Raw genomic sequence first — 17,436 nt, forward strand, 5'->3', positions numbered from 1 at the left:
AATTGAAGTGCGGCTGGGCGGCGAGCCCCAAAATGACTTGTACGCTCGCTCCGCCGTTGGCAGTGGGCAGTGGGCAGTGGGCAGAATAGGATGTCACATCCTAGACGAGGCAATCAGCTGCCGCTGGAGAATGCACCTCGCGAGACCCGAAACCAAGTCTTCTTGCCCATATGACCCATACCGCGACGCTCGATCCAGCCCAGGAGATCCGCATTGAGGCTGTGCACCGGGGCTTCCTATATCAGCATCTCTATGCTGCCGCCTGTCTTCTGACTTCAGGGCATACCGGTGCGACTTCCGTGGTGGTCGAGCGAGACGAGGATATCGAGCTCGTCACACCTGCGGGGCGCTTCTACATCCAGGTCAAGACGCGTAGCCAGCCGATCATGCCAGCCGACATCAAATCGACGATGGCCCGATTTGATGCCCTGCGGCAAGAGCACCAGCAGGGCCGTCGGCAGGGCCGCGCAACGTTCGTGGTGTTGGTCAACCGAGCCTTGGGGCCGTCCTTGGCTGAACAGGTCGAGACTGGAAAGCTGTCGGGCGACGTGGAGATCCTGTGGCCAGGCCGCGTGTGTTCTGGTGACCTTGGTCAACTTCCACCGGCTTGGGCGGATATCGATGAGGCAGTCGCATGGTGCGTCGACCGAGCCACCACAGTCCCGCTTGCCATGTTGGCGCCCGACTCCCTCGTTTGGAAACTGGCTGGCCGCGTCCAGGCTGCGGCCGCTGGGGAAGCGCCTCATGCGGATCACACTTTCTTGGTTTCGGATTTGCCGTCACTGCTGGATCAGATCCTGATCCAACTGCAGGATTTCCCGGCACCGCCCGAGCAGTACCGCCCGCAAGAGAACGAGCCTCAAATCGACTCGAGTTCCCGAGTCCGGATCGTTTCTGGCTTCTCTGGGGCCGGGAAGACCGCGTGGGCCTCTCAGGCGGCCACCTTAAGTAGGCACAACTGCGCGTACTTCGACTGCGCCGAGACGCCGGGGGAGGCCCTCGCCCTTTCGCTGGTGCGTGAGCTGGCCGCCAAGTTGGCCGGCGCCGGACCAGATGTGGTGCGCAAGATTTTGCTGCCGGGCGCCACTGGCGTCGAGTCACTTAGCCAGTTGGACATCTATCTCAAGCGCGAGGGGCTCTCGCCGATCGTTGTGCTGGACAACGTGCATCGGGTTTCGGCTGAGAGCCTCAAGCGCATGATCGATGTCACGTCGGCGCTGAAGTTCGTGCTCCTAGCGCAACCGTTTGGGACGTTGCCCGAGATCGAAGCCCTTCTGGGGTTGACGCGAGAGCCGCTGAAGGGGTGGGGTGTGGACGATGTTGCGGCGGCGGCTGTCGGGTGGGGATGTCGAGGGGATGCGGCCACCATGGGGCGTCTGAAGACCCTGACGGCTGGCATGCCTCTGTTCGTCAGGAGTGCCGCCACGATTGCTCGCGAAGAGTACTCAGGGCGCATCGACCAGATGTGCGACGCCGTCGACGCGTTGACCAACCTGACCCAGACCGCGCAAGAGGTCATCTTGGCGAAGGTCTTCGACGCGTTTCCCCTCGCCGCGCAACAGACGATCGCGGTGCTGAGCCTGCCCGATATTGGCCTACTACCAGCCGAGATCACCAAGCTGCTGGACACGGCCCTTGAGATGAATGAGCGAGCGGTTGCTGGCGTGATCCGGGCATTACGAGCCGCAGGGGTGGTGGAGATCTATGGCAACAAGGAGATCCGACTGCATGACGCCATCCGTGTTGTCGCGAGCCAGCACCTGTCGGGCATGTCCGCAGAGGTCGCGTCACGGGCTCGTGTTGCCCTCAAGGACCTGATGGTTATGGCGTTCGAGCGTGATCGCAATACGGCGCGCTTCTCGCTCTACACGCGGCTGCTGCTGGCCACTGGGGACGTCAAGACGTTGGTGGACCTCATCGGCGAAGAGATGTTCCACGAAATGGGCGTGGCCGTAGAGGTCTGGCACGGCCTGGAAGCGCTGGTAGCCAAAGACGGATCAGATCCGGAGCAGCGATACTGGGCTCTCGATGGTCTTGTCTTCTCGGACATGAAGCTCGGGAACATGGATCGTCTGGCGCCTAGGTTCGAGGCGATGGAGCAATTGATCGAAAGCGGCGCGCTCGGTGAGGACGAAGTTCTGTCCTTCCTGATGAAGCGCATGCTCCATTTCTCGAATCAAGGTGACGAAGAGGGGGTTCGGCGCGCGATTCGCGAGCTGGACAGCCGATTGCCGGACAAGCCTGTCCACCGACGCGTCTTCCTCTACAACGCGGCAGCGGCGCTCTTTCGCCTTGAGCGCTACGAGAGCGCGATGAGGGTGGTCGAACAGGTGATCGAAGAGACGTTCGCGGTTCTCGGCATTCGGCCCGAGCAGGTACTAGGTGCGAAGCAAGCCGCGCTCTGGGCGCTCATCAACAAGCCGGGCCTTGATCACGTGGACATCAAGCGCCTCGCGGATGCGCTCGAACTAAAGGCCATGGTGGCCGGCAAATTGCACGTACTCGCGCCTCTCGCGCGAATCCATGCCATGAAGTTCTACGCCTTAGCCGGCGCCATCGACTCGCTCATACGAGTGGGGCAAGACCTCGCTGACGAGTTCGTCGCACGGCATGATTTCGTGGGCGCGCGTGAGATTCTTGAGCAGCACGTCATGCCGGTGTTCGTGGACAACCAACTCCTGAATCGGCACTTGGATGTCCGCGCGCAGTACGCCGTCGTTCTAGCCTACTGCGGCAACTACTCAGAGGCTGAGAGGGAGATGGAGCGGCTTCAGCCTTACGCGGCCGGCTTGGCACCCTTAGCCCGCATGACTCTCGCGGACCAACGCCAGCTGATCGCGGAAATCAAGGCCAATCCGATACCGCAGTGGCGCCCGGGAGGGCGGCCTATGGCAATCCAAAGGAGCCAGCCGATTTCCGCTGGAGTAAAGATCGGGCGCAATGAGCCCTGTCCCTGTGGTTCAGGCAAGAAGTTCAAGAAGTGTGGCTGCGGTCTTGCCGGATAACCGTGGCGTGCGCACGACTGCCATCGTCAATCGCCTGACTGCGCGTCGCGGAGGTCATCGTTGCCTGCTTATTTAAGTGGCGCCAAAGAGACAAGATGGAAGTGTCGCGCTAGACCTGCACTTGGCGCATGGTTCGTCGCAGGAGGAGACGTTGGAACTCGCCTAGCAGGTCAGGGCACTTGGCGGCCGGAGCCCGTGGTCCGAACACTCATAGAAATGGAGAGAAGAATGCGAATAGCCAACTTGAGAATCGAAAATTTCCGAGGTGTGAAAAGTGGCTTCGTGCAATTCGGCAGACATCCCGTACTTGTCGGTGACAACAACACTGGCAAGACTACCCTGATCGAAGCTTTGGCTCTCGCGCTTGGCAGAGATCGCCTAGTTCGCGAACTGACAGAACACGACTTCTTCGGGTCCAACCCACAGGCAGCCGATAGGATCAAAGTCGTGGCAACTGTCACTGATTTTCCTGGTGATGACCCTGAGCAGAGTAGCCAGTGGTTTCGTGATGAGAGGGCAGTCGTCAAATGGCTTGACGAGGCGACAGGCCATGTGCATCCGGCGCGCAACAACCCCGCGTGGAAGCTGTGCTGCCAACTCGGCGTTCAAGCGCGCTTCGACCAAGATAGCTTGGCTGTCGAGACGGTTCGCTACTTTCATGACCACGATGATCCCATCGATCCCTTCGCCGACGAGGCACCGGCGCCTGTCCCGGGCAAGCTCATCCAGGAACTCAGCTTCTATCTCGTGCGCGCGAGCAGGACTTGGGACAAAGTTTTTTCGTGGGGGAACGAACTTTTCAAGCGCACCGTGCTGGCGGCTGCGGCCCAGCCTTCAGGTGCGCTGCTCGCTGAGCGCGATCGCCTGCGGGCACCTGCTCAGCCGATCGATGCTGACCCCGGCATTCAACCTCTGATCGAGAATCTGAATAGCGAGCTTGCGCGCTCTTTCCCAAACGCTCCGAAGGTTCAGTTGAGGCTCACCAGCACAGACAGTAAGTCGGTGATGGAGGCAGTTTCAGCCCACTTCGTAGGAAACGATGGCTTCAGCATTCCAGCGGGGAGACAAGGCAGCGGGCTGGTCTCCATGCAAGGTCTATTGCTGCTGCTGGAGCTTGGCCGCGCTCGTGCTGCAAGCGGTGGAGAGTTCCTCATGGCTCTGGAAGAGCCTGAAGTCCATCTGCCACCTTCTGCACAGCAACGGTTGGTTCAGCGGGTCCAAGCCCTGTCTACCCAGACCTTCGTGACGACCCATTCGCCGCACGTTGCCAGCATGGCAGACCCGACCTCGGTGCTGATCTTGAAGAAGCATGACGGGGTTCTCTCTGCCGAGCCATTCTTGGACACGCCACTTCCTGCGGCGGCGCCGAACTGGAAGCGCAAGTTTTTCCAACACAGCCGGGTTGATGTGTTGAGTGCATTGATGCAGCCTGCACTCCTCGTCCCAGAAGGCAGAGCCGATTTCCAACTGCTACGTTGCATCCTCCGGCCTTTGATGATGACCGAAGGGTGGATCGACACGATGCAGCGCCCCTTCGGCATCGAAGTCGGGGTGGTTCCCACGGAAGACGCAAACGTCATCGAAACCCACCGGCTGATGCAGCGGCTCCACAGGCGTGTGTGTTGTATTGTTGATGGCGACGCAGCTGGGCTGGACTATGCGGAACAACTACGGCAAGAAGCCGCCCCGCCAAGCGCGATCATCCGCTGGAACAACGGCGCGATGATCGAAGACGCTGTCGGGTGGGTCCTCAATGCAGACGAGGCGACGGTGGTAGGCAAGTTGGCGGAACTATGCCCGCAACCTCCAGCTTCGACCGCGGCGGTAGTCGCGTATCTGAAGACGAAGAAGATGGACATCGTCGCCTACGAGAGTCTCGCGGAAGCCATTGCCACTTCGCCAGGCTGCAGGGCGCGGGCGGCAGACCTACTGGGCGGTCTGGCCTGTGCTTGCGCGGGCGACGAGGCGACGCAGCGCTTTGTTCGCGACGCCAATGGGGTGTGGGTGTTTCAGCCGTGACGGTCCGCGCATTCACTGGCGGCGCTGGTTGCGGCAAGACGCACATGCTCATGGATTCACTGTCAGCGCATCTGGACGCTGCACCTTTGCATGCCGGTGAGAAAGTTCTGGCGCTCACGTTCATGCACGGATCTCGCCGGCGCTTGGAAGAGCGTCTTGGGATGCTCCAGAACCTCAAGGGCAAGACGGAATGCACGACCATCGACAGCTTCGCATGGCGTCTGGTTCGGCGTTGGCGTTCCCTTGCCGCGGCACTCGGCTTCGTAAACATCGAACCAACTGAGTACGAGCGCGTATGTGAAGCTGCCGGCGCCCTTGCACAGGTCAAGGAGGTCCACAACTGGGTGGCGGCGACTTTTCCTATCCTCGTCGTGGATGAGGCCCAAGACATGACCGTGAATCGTCTCGGCATGGTTGCAGGCCTGGCCAACAGATTGGAGGTCTTCGTCGCCGCGGACGAGTTTCAATGCCTCAGCGAAGAGCTTCGCCCCAACCCAGCATGCGCTTGGCTCACCGAGGTATGCGCGCCCGAAGAACTTACGCAGCCTCGTCGAACCAACGTCGATGAGTTGCTTAATGCAGCTCGAGCGATTCGCGCCGGCGAAGCGCCGAAATCAGAGAAACTCTTCATGGTTGCGCAGACGTCGACGGCCCCGTTGGCTGGTGCATGGATCAACTCTAACTTGAGCTGGTACGGTGGAGGCAAGCGTGTCGCGATCATCACCCCAACGCATGGGACGTTTTCGAGAGCTGCATTGGCCTGGGCTGCCGCAAACAAGACCAAGAAGGGCGCAGGCCCTTACAAAGTCGCTTGGGAACAGTCGGAAGCAAAAGCGGCAACTGAGTACCTCGCCACGATCCAGTTGGCCGACCAAGCTGACGCTGTTTCCATCGCTGCCATCCTCGCCGCTGCTGGTGATGCCAGAACGGCCAGAGATGTGGTCGAATGGCTTGAGATTCAACGTCGAACCAAGGCGAAGGTGGAGTTCACGAAGGGCGAGGTCGTGAAGTTGGTCGAGCAGTCCTTTTCCCAGCGCCGCCAATCTCGACGGAGCGATGTTCGTGGCTGGAAGGGGATGACAGTTCACGGTGCCAAGAACCGAGAGTTCGACAACGTCATTGTGCTCTGGCCAGCAGCCGTCGGTGGCAGCGACGACCAGAAGAGGCGTTTGCTCTACAACGCGGTGACACGCGCAAAAGAGCGATGCATCGTCCTTGTGCAGGCAACTGCCCATATGAGTCTGCCGCCCTTCGCATGAGGCCCCACCCTACATTTCGAGGGGGCAGATGGGTCTGATTGGGCAGACTATTGGCTGGAATGGGTCGAGAGCTGCCGGCTGATGAATGTTGGCCGAAAGGCTGCAACCAGTCTGAGCTGCAGCTCAGCTCGCGAGGACGACACCGCGGCGGTCGCTGCCGGCCTTTTTGAACCGATCATTCCTGGAGGACGGCACTGTTGGGGATGGAGTGATCTTGCTGCTTGAACTCTTTCGGGGTCTAGCACGCGGTCGTCGAGCTGCCAACGGCCCTTTGCTGAATTAAGCTCGACATCATGACAAAGAGACTTTTCCCGGCGATAGAGCACACGACGGTCGCTGAAGCGATTGACAAAGTTCCGTTTCTCAACTTGCAGTGGCTCTTCTTGGATGTCGCAGACCTCCAGCAGCGCGCGGATGCGATGAAGCCGAACGTTCCTCGCGGTCAGACGTTCAAAGACTGGAACGCTAAACGAGACGCTGGGCTCAAGAAGCAGCTCAATCTTGCACCGCAGAGGGATCGCTTTCACAAGCTCGATCGGTACAGCGACTACGTCTATGGGCTGCGTCGCGCTGACTTCAATATTGAGGCGCTGATTGACCTGTATCGACGTTTTAAAGAGTACGTCAAGGAGGACGTATTGCGCGATCCGGACGACGCTCCGACCACTACCATCATTCCTCTGCTATTGGCACCAACACTCCGATGGCGCAGCGCAGCACCTGCGCAGGGAAAAGCGTTGATGAATGCGTTGGAAGACGTCTTGGACAAGGTATCTTCAGAGTTGAGGGTTCGGTTCAGTCCAGATCTTCTCGCCTTCCAAAACGCAATCTTCTTCACATATTTTGTTGTCTCCGAGATCGCGAACGTGGGCTTGAATCCCGCGGCAGGCTCCTACTATGTGAAGATCTTCCGCTCCGTCAGCCCTGCGAAATGGACTGCGACGAGAACAGATGTGCGGGTCCAGTATTCGGCCCTGGTGCTGACATTTGCGATTCGCTTCTACAAGCTTGACGAGGCTTTCGATGCAAAGCTCGGCTTCAGCTACAACGTGTTGGCCGAGCTTCGCTCGGTTTTTCACGATGCGGCTCACAGCGAACTGGAAGCCAAGTTCACTCCTTCGCAATGGGTCTTCCGCTGGTTCGTCGACAAGCTAGACGCGGAAGTCTTCAGCTCGGGCAACAGACTTGAACTGGCAGGCCTCGCCGCCCTGAGTCCGGTCGAACACAACTTGGCAGTAGAACTAACTCGACGGTTTGCCGCCTACCGAGTTCCGATCTCTATCGAAGCGATCTCTGGATTCCTCCTTCAATTCGGAACTACTCAGCGCATTCGAGCAGCTTTGAGATTGCTTAGTCACATCAAGTTCTATCCCCTGTGGGAACTTTCCCAGTCGATAGAGCGGACGCTTGAAGCGCAGCTTGCTCTCACCCAGGAGAAACAACTGGTCATTGCTACTTTCGGTGAGCACACCGGAAGCGCAGCGATCATGAACTACTTGGTTTCACACTCGACACTTTCGAGCAGGCTCAAGTTCGAACCCAATCTACCAGCGGCTCTTAAGGCGACTCCGGCCGACGGTTCCATCTACATCGTTGACGACTGCTTGTTGAGCGGCACGCAGGGGCTTAACACGCTCGGCGATTTGATGGGTACGCGGGTGCGCAAGAGCCACCACACCGTGCACGCACCAAGCCTTTCTGCCGGGGACAGAAGGCGCCTTGAAAACAGACAGCTGCGCTTTTGCTACGGTGTCTCTATGGACGTTGGATTGACGCGCTTCCTGGGCGAAGAGTACGCAAGTACTGGCCTCGACAAGCAGCGGGCAAAAGTGCTATTTGGCGTGATTGAACCTTCCAGCTCCAAGATCTTCGAGCCTCTTGGCCCCGTTGGCTGGGCGAACGAAGCAGAACGAGATGACATGAAGTCATTCTGCGAAGATGTCGGGTACAAGATCCTGAAGCGTCGCGCCACCGAAAAGACTTGGACTGATGAGCGACGCAAGGAGAGTGCCCTTGGCTTCTCAGATATGCAGCGGCTGCTTGTCTTTCCATATAACGTGCCAAAGACTACGCTGACTCTGCTCTGGGAGAGGTGCTCAGAAGACTTTAAGTGGCGGCCGCTTTTTCCAGGCTTTGACTAAGGGGCGCGTTGAGGCTGTGGCAGCGGGCCAAACAGTCTGCCCGCCTCTCAGTGCTTCAGTTGCCCACAGATCCAGTTCGTCCGGCGTCATCCTCTCGCTGTGTTGTCTATCGGCGGAACGGCGTGCCGACCGGATGATGGCCGGTGCAGCCTGTCGCCTGCAGCGATCAATAGCCGGTTCTGGCAAATGCCGCCGCTCCAGTATCCGCACCCGAATGACTCAGATCAGTCTGGAACAGTCACCCAGCCATTCAACGTGCCCGGTATCTATGTGACGTCACAGCGGGCTTGGCGAGCGATAGACCTTCACTGGACCTGCGCCCTTGTACACCACCTCGCCGTTTGCAATCACGATCACGAGCACGGTCTCCAAGCTGGGCAACTCGATGACGTGGTACTCGTGCGGTTCCAGTGGCAAGCGAGTCTCGCGGTAGCGGGTCACACCATCGGTTGTGGGATGCCATAGCGGCGTCGGATGCTGGTTCATCAAAATGGCGCAGCGGATACGAACACTTCGACCGGCCCTGGACCTTGATACACCGCTTCACCGGTGGCCCCTATCCGCACGATCCACCAGTCATCTCGCTGCTCCACCTCATACGCGACCGCAGGCAACTCGAGCACCGTCTCCACCGGGAAAGGGAGTCCATCCGGTACTGGGTGTCGCAGCAGTGTGGGATGCCCTGGAGGAAAGTTCACGGTGGGCATCATACGGGTGGGGGTATGACAATCGGCTCTGCTCACGCCCTCGCCACGGGCACATCCTCAAGCCGTGTCGTGTACTGAGGCGTACGGCGCTCCTGCTTCATGCCCCACACCCGCTGAGGACCGACCTTTCCTGTAGATGCGGTGTGTACCGTGCCTTTGCCGTATCGCCCGTTGATCGCATCCATCGCGCCCATGAGCTGTGAACGATCGCGCTTCGGCTCGTCGTCCGCAGGCGTCTCCAGATCCAGCTCACGTTGCAGCACATCTGCGGATTGCAGGTCCACCAGGATGACCCCGGCCTTGATGAACCGGTACCCTGGCACGTACATGTACCGCATGCCGTCCGCAGCGGCCTGAGCCAGTGCCAGCGTGTCGTCGGTGGGTCGGCGCAGGGGTACCACCACGCTGCGGGAGAGTTGCGGCCCGGGCCGATAGGGTGAGGTGTGCATGAACACCAGCAGCTCGGTGGCCAGGCTCTTCTGCGAGCGCAGCTTCTCGGCCGCTCGCCCGGCATACTCACTCACCGCTTCGATAAGGGGCGCCAGTTCGTGCATGGGCTTGCCGAACGACCGCGTGCAGGCGATTTGCTGTTTTTGTCCGGGCGCGTCGTCGAGCTCAATGCAGGGCTGCCCCTGGAGCTCGCGCACCGTGCGCTCCAGTGTCACGCCCCATCGGCGGCGGATGGTGGCCGGGTCCATGCGCGTGAGATCCAGGACGGTGCGCACGCCTTCCTCCTGGAGTTGCTTGCCGATGCGGGGTCCCACGCCCCAGACGGCACCCACTTCGGAGGCCCGGAGCACGTCCTCCAGGTCTTGCGCAGGCAAAGTCGCCAGGTTGCACACCTGCGTCAACTCGCTGGGGTAGCTACCAGGCTTGCGTTCCGCGGTCTTGGCGATGTGGTTCGCCAGCTTGGCCAGGGTCTTGGTTTGTGCGATGCCGATGCAGCATGGAATGCCGACCCACTGCAGGATGCGTTCACGAACCGTCTTGGCCCGCTTCACCAGATCACCGCGTACACCCTGCAGTCCAATGAAGCTCTCATCGATCGAATAGATCTCCTGGGTGGGGCCCAGCCCCGCGGCCAGGCTCATCATCCGGTCGCTCATGTCGCCGTACAGCGTGAAGTTGGCCGACAGAGCCACCAAACCCGCTTCCTGCTCCAGATGCTTGATCCCGAACCAGGGGGCGGCCATCTTTATGCCCAGGTCCTTGGCTTCGTTGGAGCGCGCGATGGCGCAACCGTCGTGTTGGAGAGAACGACGACAGGCCGGCCGTTCAGGCTGGGCCGGAACACCCGCTCGCACGAAACATAGAAATTGTTGCCATCGACCAGGGCGTACATGGCCGCATCGCTCGCGTCGGGTGGAAGGGGTGGAAGGGGTTCAGACGGCGAAGCGCTTGATGCAGGAACTGACCACACCCCACACTTCGATCGTCTGACCGTCCCGGGGCACGATGTCCGGGAAGGTGGGGTTGGCCGCCTTGAGGCGAACCCGCCCCGCGCGCTGGTGCAGATACTTCACCGTGAACTCGCCATCGACCACGGCCACGACCACCTGGCCATGGTGGGGTTTGATGGCTCGGTCAACCACCAGCGTGTCACCGTCGTCGATGCCGGCGTCCCGCATGGAGGTGCCCGCCACGCGCAGCAGGAAGGTTGCCTGGGGGTGCGTGACCAGGATCTGGGTCAGGTCCAGCCGGTTGACCGAGAAGTCCTCGGCCGGCGACGGAAACCCTGCGCGCACAGGAGCAGCGGGCATAGGCAGCTCGAGCGGGGACGCCATAAAGGTCACGGGCGTTGAGCTGGTACAGATACTGTTCATATGTACAGTATACGGCGGCAGGCCGTTTCCGACCAGAATTCCCCATGTGTTCGAACTATGTGGCCGTGACCAGCACGGAGCGCCTGCGGATGTACTTCGGTGTGGAGGCGCCACCGCCCACGGTGAAGGCCGAGGTCTGGCCGATCTATGAGGCTCCCTTCATCCGCCGGCATCCGAACAAGGATGTGGGCGACGAGGCCGTTCCCCCGCGCGAGGTCAAGGCTGGTCTCTTCGGAATGATTCCGCACTGGGCGGGTGAACTTAGCTTCGGGCGGCGGACCTATAACGCCCGGTCAGAGACGGTGGCGGAGAAGCCCAGTTTTCGGGATGCCTGGCGCAACGGTCAGCACTGCGTCGTGCCCGTGGAGTACATCTACGAGCCCGACTGGCGCAGTGGTGTGGCGGTTCCCACACGCATCCAGCGCAAGGATGGCCTGCCCATGGGCATCGCCGGGCTGTGGACCAGCAACCGCAAGGCAACGGGCGATGAGGTGTTCAGTTTCACCATGCTCACCGTCAATGCCGACGACCACGAACTGTTCAAGCACTTTCACAAACCACAGGATGAGAAGCGCATGGTGGTGATCCTGCATGCCGACCAGTACGACACCTGGCTCGATGCGCCGACTGCGCGTTCGATGGAGTTCATGCGGCAGTTTCCTGCGCACTTGCTGATCTCAACGCCGGAGCCTGAGAGGGGAAAACGTCAAAGGTGAAGTTCGGATCACGCGTGTATGCGGATTGGGCCGCCCAAGCAAAGGTCCCACGCCTACTTTGAAGTCGGCTTAAGGCTGACGGTGGTCGTTCGACGAAGTCGACGGGAAAGACGGCCTCCGACCCAAAGCGGACCCATCCCTAGGCGAAGCTAGCCGTCAGCGCGTTGAGCCGCCTCATACTCCAAGTCAGTCTATACACATTCGCCCGTTCTCGGCCGCACAGCGCTCTGAACTCCGCACGAACCTTGTCCAGTGCGGACGCACGCTGTCATCGACAATCTACGAGTCCTGTGGATAGGCCCAAAGCACCTTTCCTTTCTTGATGTAGAAGTGACTGCGACACCCCTTGGTCCGCCAAACAGACGGCCACAGAGAGATCGAGCCCAGCGGGTGGATGGCGTGTCGCCATCTCGGGTTGTCGTTCTCGATCAAACTGAGCGTGATGACGTCACCGCATCCACATGGACAGATGAGCTGCGCGGACCAAGGCTTCGGTTGTTCCCCGATCAAGTAGACAAAGCCGGGACGGGTCACAGGCGGCGGATCCTCAGCCCACGCATAGACGTACTTTAGGCGCGGGTCCATTACAAGCCTGAAGGCACGCGCAAGACGACCCAATATCATGATTTGGCTCCGGCGCTGAGTTCGGGCATGTCGAGCATGGGTTCGACGTCTCCTCGGCCCACGTGGCGCTTGAAGACCGGACAAGGTGGTCCGTCCGTTTCGCCCGCGAATATGCCATGCGACAGACTGACTCGAAAAGTTGCGGTGTCTCCGTTGGAGTCCATGCGGTAAGGATGCAGGCGCGCCAGGAACTCATTGATCGCCAGGCTCGCGATCAGCATGTTCAATTGAATGACGGCCGGCTGGTCCTCATTGACGCCCTTGATATAACCCTCGCCTAAGAGCTTGCGGTATTCGCCGGGATCCGTGCGATAGAGTCCAGCGACGCGGACCTGCTCCATGGTGAACAGGTGGCGGCTCAGCAGGCTCGATCCGCCGGGCTGGAGGTAGTGAACCGTACCGCACACCTGGTCGACACCACCGGCGCCGTCGGCGTCGATGCGCACCCCCAAGTCGAAATAGGGAATGGCATAAAACGAGGCCAGCTTGTTCAGCGCAAACCGCCCGTCTACCGAGTCCATACAGCCGAAGAGGACGTCGCAACTCGCCAGCGCTCGCACCACCTCGCGGTTGAATAGGATGCTCTGGAACGCCAGCACGTCTGTGCCCAACTCCAGTTGAGAGATGGTTCGCCGCGCGAGTTCGACTTTGGGCAGCCGGGCAGCGACGTCGGCCATCGTTGAATTCAGGATCCGGTTGAGATTCTTGCGTTCAACGACGTCAGGGTCGACCAGCACCAGCGATCCGACGCAGTTGCGCGCCAGCTGCTCGATGACCGGGCTTCCCGTTCCCGAGCACCCGACAACCCCGACGCGCAAACGGGTCAACTTCTCGTAGGTGCCCTGGCCGAAGGTCTGCGCAATCCGGCGACCTTGCTCCGGAACGGCCTGAGTGTCACCTGGGGCATCGAACACCCGGATGTCGTCTCCTACGACCGTCACTCTCGCCAGTGTCTCGAAGCTGCCATCGGGCGCCACGATACGGCCGAAACAGCGGCCATCGTCCATCACCACGACACTGCAATGGGGCTGGTTCTGATCCATCCAGCCATGAATGCTGGGGAACAAGGCCCGGTCGGACTCGTCATCGATTGCAGAGAACCGATCAAACCCCCGGTGCCCGTGGACCTTCACGAGCGACATGTTGTGCTTGTTCGCTTCCGCCAGTAGCGGCAGCAGAATGGCCGTGGACCACGTCACCCGATCGGGTCTGCGGACGCTGCATTGGTCGTAGGGCACAAGCACGACCTTGCGCGCCACCAGCCGATGGCCATAGGCGGACTTTGCGCGACCACACAACACGATGGCGACGGCTTCGCAGCCGTCCGGCGGAAAAAGGTGAGAGGCCAACTCCTCGAACTGGAACTGCGCCAACGTCAACGACACGCCCATGCTCAGACCTTCTTGAGTTCCTGCGCCAGCCATTCCTGCACAAGCGCGAAGTGGGTGCCCAAGCCGTCAATGCCAGGACGCCAAGGGTTCGAAGGCGTGCGGTGCCGACTCCAGCGCTGCCATTCCTTGCCGGCGAAGCTGTCCGAACTGGTCGCGCGGATAGCGCGCCCGCTTTGAAGCGACAGTGTCGGGAAGAAGTAGGCCATGTCGATCTGGGCGTCGGGGTAGCCCGGATCGATTCGCACATTGACGTCGACCGCCGAGACGTTGTAGCCGGCGGGCACCGCAAAGTCGTGGAGGACCACGCGCAAGACGCTGGCCTCCGCGGCTAGGTCATAGGCGTGCGCACAGCCTTCGAGCCACTCCATGTCCTCCGCCGGCAACGAGAACTCCCTGCGCATGGCTCAACCCTCCGTCTGGTCCAGCGGCAAGGTGACGAAGTGCTCCACGCCCGGCTCGCGCAGGTCAACTTCCTTGTCCAGACCGATGCGCTCGGGCTGGGCACCCTTGTGCTTAATGTAGATGCCGAATTGGTCCACCGGCACCTTGCCCGCCAGCTGCAGCAAGGCGGCGCCGGTGATCAAGGGCTGGTGCACATCAAAGTGCACCTTGTCGATGGTGATCTTGTAGACCTGCTTGCGGTCCGGGTCCTTCGCGGCGGGGGTGTTTTCAGCTGCCATGGTGTGCCTGATGCCTTTCTGGGTTCGCGGCGACTAGCCGCTTACCTAGATATGCGCACCGGCGCTCCCTCCCCGGACAAAAAATTTTTGTGTCGGGCGTGTCCGCAACCAGGCTGCGGGTGAGCATATATTTATGAGATGACCAGTCCTGCACCGCAGCAAAGAGAAGTGGCGACCCCCAATCAGGTGGCGTACGCCTTCTCCATGTTGTCTCCTAGTGAGCAGCAGTGCCTGCGGCAAATTGCCAAGCTGCGCGCGCTCGGCCTGCCGGCTATGAGCTGGGAAGATCTACTGCACGAGGCGCTTTACCGGGCGCTGGCCGGAGCGCGCCTTTGGCCGTTGAACGTCAGTTTGGTCGCCTTTCTGGCGCAGACCATGCGCAGCATTGCCAGCGAGGAACGGGCGCGAACCGCCAAAGAACCGGTGGAGCAGCTTGCGGTTGGGGCCGATGACGAGGGACCCAGCGCCGTGGAGACGGTAGCCGACGAGCAGACACCGGAGACTGAGTTGGCGGCCCGCCAAGCCATCCGGCAAGTGGAAGCGATGTTCGCCGCCGACCCCCAAGCCTTGCATGTGATCCACGGCCTGGCTGAAGGGCTGACACCCACCGAAACACAGGCGCGCTCTGGAATGACCCCGGTACAGTATGCGAGCGCTCAAAAGCGAATCCAGCGCACCTTGGCGCGCAAGTACGGAGAGGCAAGCGATGACTAAAAGGCTAACCGCCGCGCAGCAGCTCGAAAGTCTGCTGGATGGTCTGGAAGACTTGGTGTTGGCAGCGCAGTCCCCGGACGCGGTGCCCGCTAGAGAGCGCGACGACCTCGCGGAGTCAATGCGACTGGTCTTGGCAGCCAGCACGGCGCGGGCGAACGTGGAAGCCAAGCCAGGGACGGCTCGTCGCAGCAGACCTCGGGCGATCACGGCCATCAAGTTGCGCGAGTTGCGGGCTTTGCTCAGCCCACCGTCGGTCATGGGGATGCAGGCTGCGGCTGCGTTCGAGGGGGATGACTCCCATCAGGCCGGCCTAGACTTTCTTATCGACGACATCGAGCGCATCATCTCGAACAAGCAGCAGAGAAAATAGGTGTCAGGGCCCGTCGGCCACTGGGGAAGGGACAGACGTGACGGCAGAAGTGGTAGTCATGAACCGGCTTGGAATTGCGCTGGCAAGCGACAGCGCGGCGACGGTGCGCTCCAATGGCAAGGCGAAGTTTTTTCACGCAGACAAGCTGTTCATGCTCTCGAGCTTCCACCCCGTGGGCGTGATGGTCTACAACAACTCTTCGCTCCTAGGCGTGCCGTGGGAGGTCATCTTCAAGATGTACCGCGCCAAGCTCGGTCATAAGAGCTTTCCGCATCTGCAGGACTATGCGACTGATCTCATTGCTTTCCTGACCAACAACCAGCAGCTGTTTCCGCTTGACGTTCAAGAGCACTACTACAAGCACCTCATTCGTACGTTCTTCACGGGGATCGCGAACGGCATCACGAAGCGATTCAAAGCGTTGATCGACAACGGGGACGGCATTACACAAGAGGACCTGGAGTACATCCCAACCGAGGTGGTAAAGGACGCCTTGAAGGAGTGGCAGGCCAAAGACGACGCCACATGCTTTAAGAAAGACGTTGCGGCGGACCTAAAGTCCAAGCAGTCAGGCTTCATCTCAGGGCTGACGATGAGCGTCTTCGAAGGATTGAAGCCCGCAGTGCTGCACAAGCTGACGCCCGACCTGTACGAATTAGCCAAGTTGGTCGTACAGAAGGACAAGATCGTCACCGAGTCTTTGACAGGATTGGTCATCGCCGGATACGGTGAAGTTCAGCACTTTCCGGTCATGCAGCAGTACGAGTTCGGTGAGATCTTTGAGGGCGAACTGAAGCACAAGCTCCTGGAGACATGGCAAATCAGCAAGGACGTCACGTCCGTGATCAAGCCATTTGCACAATCGTCCATGGCACAGACTTTTTTGGAAGGCATCAGCCCCAAGGTGGAGTTGCAGGTTGCCCGGGCGCTCGCGAAAGCGTACGTACAGACGCCCGAGGCCATCATCGACGGGTTTCCTGGCGTGTCCAAAGCCAGGAAGGAAGCCTATAAAGCCCAGTTGAGGGCTGTGTCCGCGAATGCTGCGAAGGATGCGATCAAAGAGTTCTCCGGGTTCAAGGGGCGCAACCACCGCATACCTATCCTCCAGTCGGTCGTCCATCTGCCGAAAAAGGAGCTTGCGCACGTGGCGGCGTCCCTTGTAACTTTGAGCTCATTTCAAAAGCGCATGACAACTGGGGAAGACGAAACCGTCGGTGGGCCGATCGACGTGGCAGTGATCTCGAAAGGTGATGGCTTCGTCTGGATCGATCGCAAGCACTACTTCCAACCCGAGTTCAACGAACATTTCTTCAGGAATCGTCCTACCAAGTCTGCGAAAGGAGAACCGATTGACAAAAAAGGCAATGAAGACGAAAGCAACGCCGGCTAGCCATGCCAACGATCGGATGTTGGCGGAAGTCAACGCCATCGTGGATGAGTTCATTAAGGAGAACCCGCGACTGGAGCTCACGGATTCTTCGGACATTGACGACTCGAAGGAAGCCGAGAAGCAAGAACTGGAACTTGCGGACATCTATCGCAAACATCTAGGGCTGTTGGGGTCGAATTAGGCTTTGGTCTGTCTTGCGTGCGACTGATGCTCGTGCCCCGCACATTGGGTCGCACGCGTGAGACCAGCGCGCATTCCATGATGCAGCGACTACAAATACTTGGCCGTGTCGACGCTGAACTTAGCAGCGGCGACGATCCGTTCGCGCCCGCTCGCTAGACCTTCGCGGGATCGCCGGCCATCGAGTCGTCCGTGACGAACTCTCAAGAATGCAGCCACTCCCATTGCGCTGAACATGCAGTCGTACTATCGGTACGCAGCAAAAGAGACTGGGTGGCGACCCGTGTGGTGGCGAAGCCTGTCGGCACTGCGTTGTGAAAATTCGTTGAAGCCCGGCTACTTCATCGTCTTCCACATCGGCATGCTAGCCACGCTTCGGACATTTGCTGGTGAATGAAGCGCAATTTGGTTGCGCGA

15 protein-coding genes and 1 pseudogene are annotated in these 17,436 nt (G+C 60.1%); 9 read left to right on the forward strand and 7 right to left on the reverse strand.

Going from position 1 to position 17,436, the window contains the following annotated elements:
- Positions 1–170 precede the first annotated feature (170 nt).
- From ACFJGX_RS05455 to ACFJGX_RS05470, 4 genes are all read left to right on the forward strand, one after another.
- Positions 171–3,005: an SEC-C metal-binding domain-containing protein gene (locus ACFJGX_RS05455; RefSeq protein WP_382327949.1), complete on the forward strand. Its 2,835-nt coding sequence runs from the start codon at positions 171–173 to the stop codon at positions 3,003–3,005.
- 228 nt (positions 3,006–3,233) lie between these two features.
- On the forward strand, positions 3,234–5,024 hold the full coding sequence (locus ACFJGX_RS05460; protein WP_382322390.1) for an ATP-dependent endonuclease: 1,791 nt from the start codon (positions 3,234–3,236) through the stop codon (positions 5,022–5,024).
- Positions 5,025–5,074: 50 nt separating this feature from the next.
- Positions 5,075–6,283: an ATP-dependent helicase gene (locus ACFJGX_RS05465; RefSeq protein WP_382327951.1), complete on the forward strand. Its 1,209-nt coding sequence runs from the start codon at positions 5,075–5,077 to the stop codon at positions 6,281–6,283.
- 293 nt (positions 6,284–6,576) lie between these two features.
- The gene (locus tag ACFJGX_RS05470) at positions 6,577–8,424 is read left to right on the forward strand and encodes a hypothetical protein (RefSeq protein ID WP_382327953.1); all 1,848 of its coding nucleotides are present in this window, start codon (positions 6,577–6,579) and stop codon (positions 8,422–8,424) included.
- A 276-nt stretch (positions 8,425–8,700) separates the two neighbouring features.
- Here ACFJGX_RS05470 and ACFJGX_RS05475 read toward each other — a convergent pair whose 3' ends face one another.
- From ACFJGX_RS05475 to ACFJGX_RS05485, 3 genes and pseudogenes are all read right to left on the reverse strand, one after another.
- Positions 8,701–8,910, reverse strand: a complete 210-nt coding sequence (locus tag ACFJGX_RS05475; RefSeq protein ID WP_382322387.1) for a hypothetical protein — start codon at positions 8,908–8,910, stop codon at positions 8,701–8,703.
- Between the two features lie 253 nt (positions 8,911–9,163).
- Positions 9,164–10,473: pseudogene (locus ACFJGX_RS05480) on the reverse strand (Y-family DNA polymerase).
- A gap of 40 nt (positions 10,474–10,513) precedes the next feature.
- Entirely contained in the window at positions 10,514–10,891 is a 378-nt protein-coding gene (locus tag ACFJGX_RS05485; protein ID WP_382322386.1) for a LexA family protein, read from the reverse strand.
- Between the two features lie 107 nt (positions 10,892–10,998).
- Between ACFJGX_RS05485 and ACFJGX_RS05490 the strand changes: the two genes are divergently transcribed.
- Positions 10,999–11,670 carry an SOS response-associated peptidase gene (locus tag ACFJGX_RS05490; RefSeq protein WP_382322385.1) on the forward strand — a complete coding sequence of 224 codons (672 nt, stop codon included), beginning with the start codon at positions 10,999–11,001 and terminating at the stop codon, positions 11,668–11,670.
- Between the two features lie 279 nt (positions 11,671–11,949).
- Here ACFJGX_RS05490 and ACFJGX_RS05495 read toward each other — a convergent pair whose 3' ends face one another.
- The 4 genes from ACFJGX_RS05495 to ACFJGX_RS05510 are packed head-to-tail and all read right to left on the reverse strand — an operon-like array spanning position 11,950 to position 14,365.
- Entirely contained in the window at positions 11,950–12,294 is a 345-nt protein-coding gene (locus ACFJGX_RS05495; RefSeq protein WP_382327955.1) for a DUF6527 family protein, read from the reverse strand.
- Entirely contained in the window at positions 12,291–13,685 is a 1,395-nt protein-coding gene (locus ACFJGX_RS05500; protein WP_382322384.1) for a HesA/MoeB/ThiF family protein, read from the reverse strand. The genes ACFJGX_RS05495 and ACFJGX_RS05500 overlap by 4 nt, the downstream gene beginning before the upstream one ends.
- Positions 13,686–13,687: 2 nt before the next feature.
- Entirely contained in the window at positions 13,688–14,086 is a 399-nt protein-coding gene (locus tag ACFJGX_RS05505; protein ID WP_382327957.1) for an E2/UBC family protein, read from the reverse strand.
- 3 nt (positions 14,087–14,089) lie between these two features.
- Positions 14,090–14,365, reverse strand: a complete 276-nt coding sequence (locus tag ACFJGX_RS05510) for a multiubiquitin domain-containing protein (protein ID WP_382322382.1) — start codon at positions 14,363–14,365, stop codon at positions 14,090–14,092.
- A 168-nt stretch (positions 14,366–14,533) separates the two neighbouring features.
- Between ACFJGX_RS05510 and ACFJGX_RS05515 the strand changes: the two genes are divergently transcribed.
- Genes ACFJGX_RS05515 through ACFJGX_RS05530 form a run of 4 tightly spaced genes read left to right on the forward strand, consistent with a single transcriptional unit; the run spans position 14,534 to position 17,020 of the window.
- Positions 14,534–15,079 carry a hypothetical protein gene (locus tag ACFJGX_RS05515; RefSeq protein WP_382322381.1) on the forward strand — a complete coding sequence of 182 codons (546 nt, stop codon included), beginning with the start codon at positions 14,534–14,536 and terminating at the stop codon, positions 15,077–15,079.
- Positions 15,072–15,449, forward strand: coding sequence for a hypothetical protein (locus ACFJGX_RS05520; RefSeq protein WP_382322380.1), 378 nt, complete (start codon positions 15,072–15,074; stop codon positions 15,447–15,449). The genes ACFJGX_RS05515 and ACFJGX_RS05520 overlap by 8 nt, the downstream gene beginning before the upstream one ends.
- Before the next feature lie 37 nt (positions 15,450–15,486).
- Positions 15,487–16,839, forward strand: coding sequence for a hypothetical protein (locus ACFJGX_RS05525; protein ID WP_382322379.1), 1,353 nt, complete (start codon positions 15,487–15,489; stop codon positions 16,837–16,839).
- Complete coding sequence (locus ACFJGX_RS05530) at positions 16,814–17,020, forward strand: hypothetical protein (protein WP_382322378.1); 207 nt, start codon at positions 16,814–16,816, stop codon at positions 17,018–17,020. Before ACFJGX_RS05525 ends, ACFJGX_RS05530 begins: the two co-directional genes overlap by 26 nt.
- Positions 17,021–17,436: the final 416 nt, after the last annotated feature.

This window comes from Hydrogenophaga sp. UC242_50 (genome assembly GCF_042697355.1).
In the GTDB taxonomy this organism is placed as follows: domain Bacteria; phylum Pseudomonadota; class Gammaproteobacteria; order Burkholderiales; family Burkholderiaceae_C; genus Hydrogenophaga.

Coding starts and splice junctions, on each gene's coding strand:
- ACFJGX_RS05495 (WP_382327955.1), bottom strand. CDS start 12,294: ATGATATTGGGTCGTCTTGCGCGTGCCTTCAGGCTTGTAATGGACCCG.
- ACFJGX_RS05510 (WP_382322382.1), bottom strand. CDS start 14,365: ATGGCAGCTGAAAACACCCCCGCCGCGAAGGACCCGGACCGCAAGCAG.
- ACFJGX_RS05470 (WP_382327953.1), top strand. CDS start 6,577: ATGACAAAGAGACTTTTCCCGGCGATAGAGCACACGACGGTCGCTGAA.
- ACFJGX_RS05460 (WP_382322390.1), top strand. CDS start 3,234: ATGCGAATAGCCAACTTGAGAATCGAAAATTTCCGAGGTGTGAAAAGT.
- ACFJGX_RS05475 (WP_382322387.1), bottom strand. CDS start 8,910: ATGAACCAGCATCCGACGCCGCTATGGCATCCCACAACCGATGGTGTG.
- ACFJGX_RS05490 (WP_382322385.1), top strand. CDS start 10,999: ATGTGTTCGAACTATGTGGCCGTGACCAGCACGGAGCGCCTGCGGATG.
- ACFJGX_RS05500 (WP_382322384.1), bottom strand. CDS start 13,685: ATGGGCGTGTCGTTGACGTTGGCGCAGTTCCAGTTCGAGGAGTTGGCC.
- ACFJGX_RS05520 (WP_382322380.1), top strand. CDS start 15,072: ATGACTAAAAGGCTAACCGCCGCGCAGCAGCTCGAAAGTCTGCTGGAT.
- ACFJGX_RS05465 (WP_382327951.1), top strand. CDS start 5,075: ATGGATTCACTGTCAGCGCATCTGGACGCTGCACCTTTGCATGCCGGT.
- ACFJGX_RS05505 (WP_382327957.1), bottom strand. CDS start 14,086: ATGCGCAGGGAGTTCTCGTTGCCGGCGGAGGACATGGAGTGGCTCGAA.
- ACFJGX_RS05530 (WP_382322378.1), top strand. CDS start 16,814: ATGAAGACGAAAGCAACGCCGGCTAGCCATGCCAACGATCGGATGTTG.
- ACFJGX_RS05485 (WP_382322386.1), bottom strand. CDS start 10,891: ATGCCCGCTGCTCCTGTGCGCGCAGGGTTTCCGTCGCCGGCCGAGGAC.
- ACFJGX_RS05455 (WP_382327949.1), top strand. CDS start 171: ATGACCCATACCGCGACGCTCGATCCAGCCCAGGAGATCCGCATTGAG.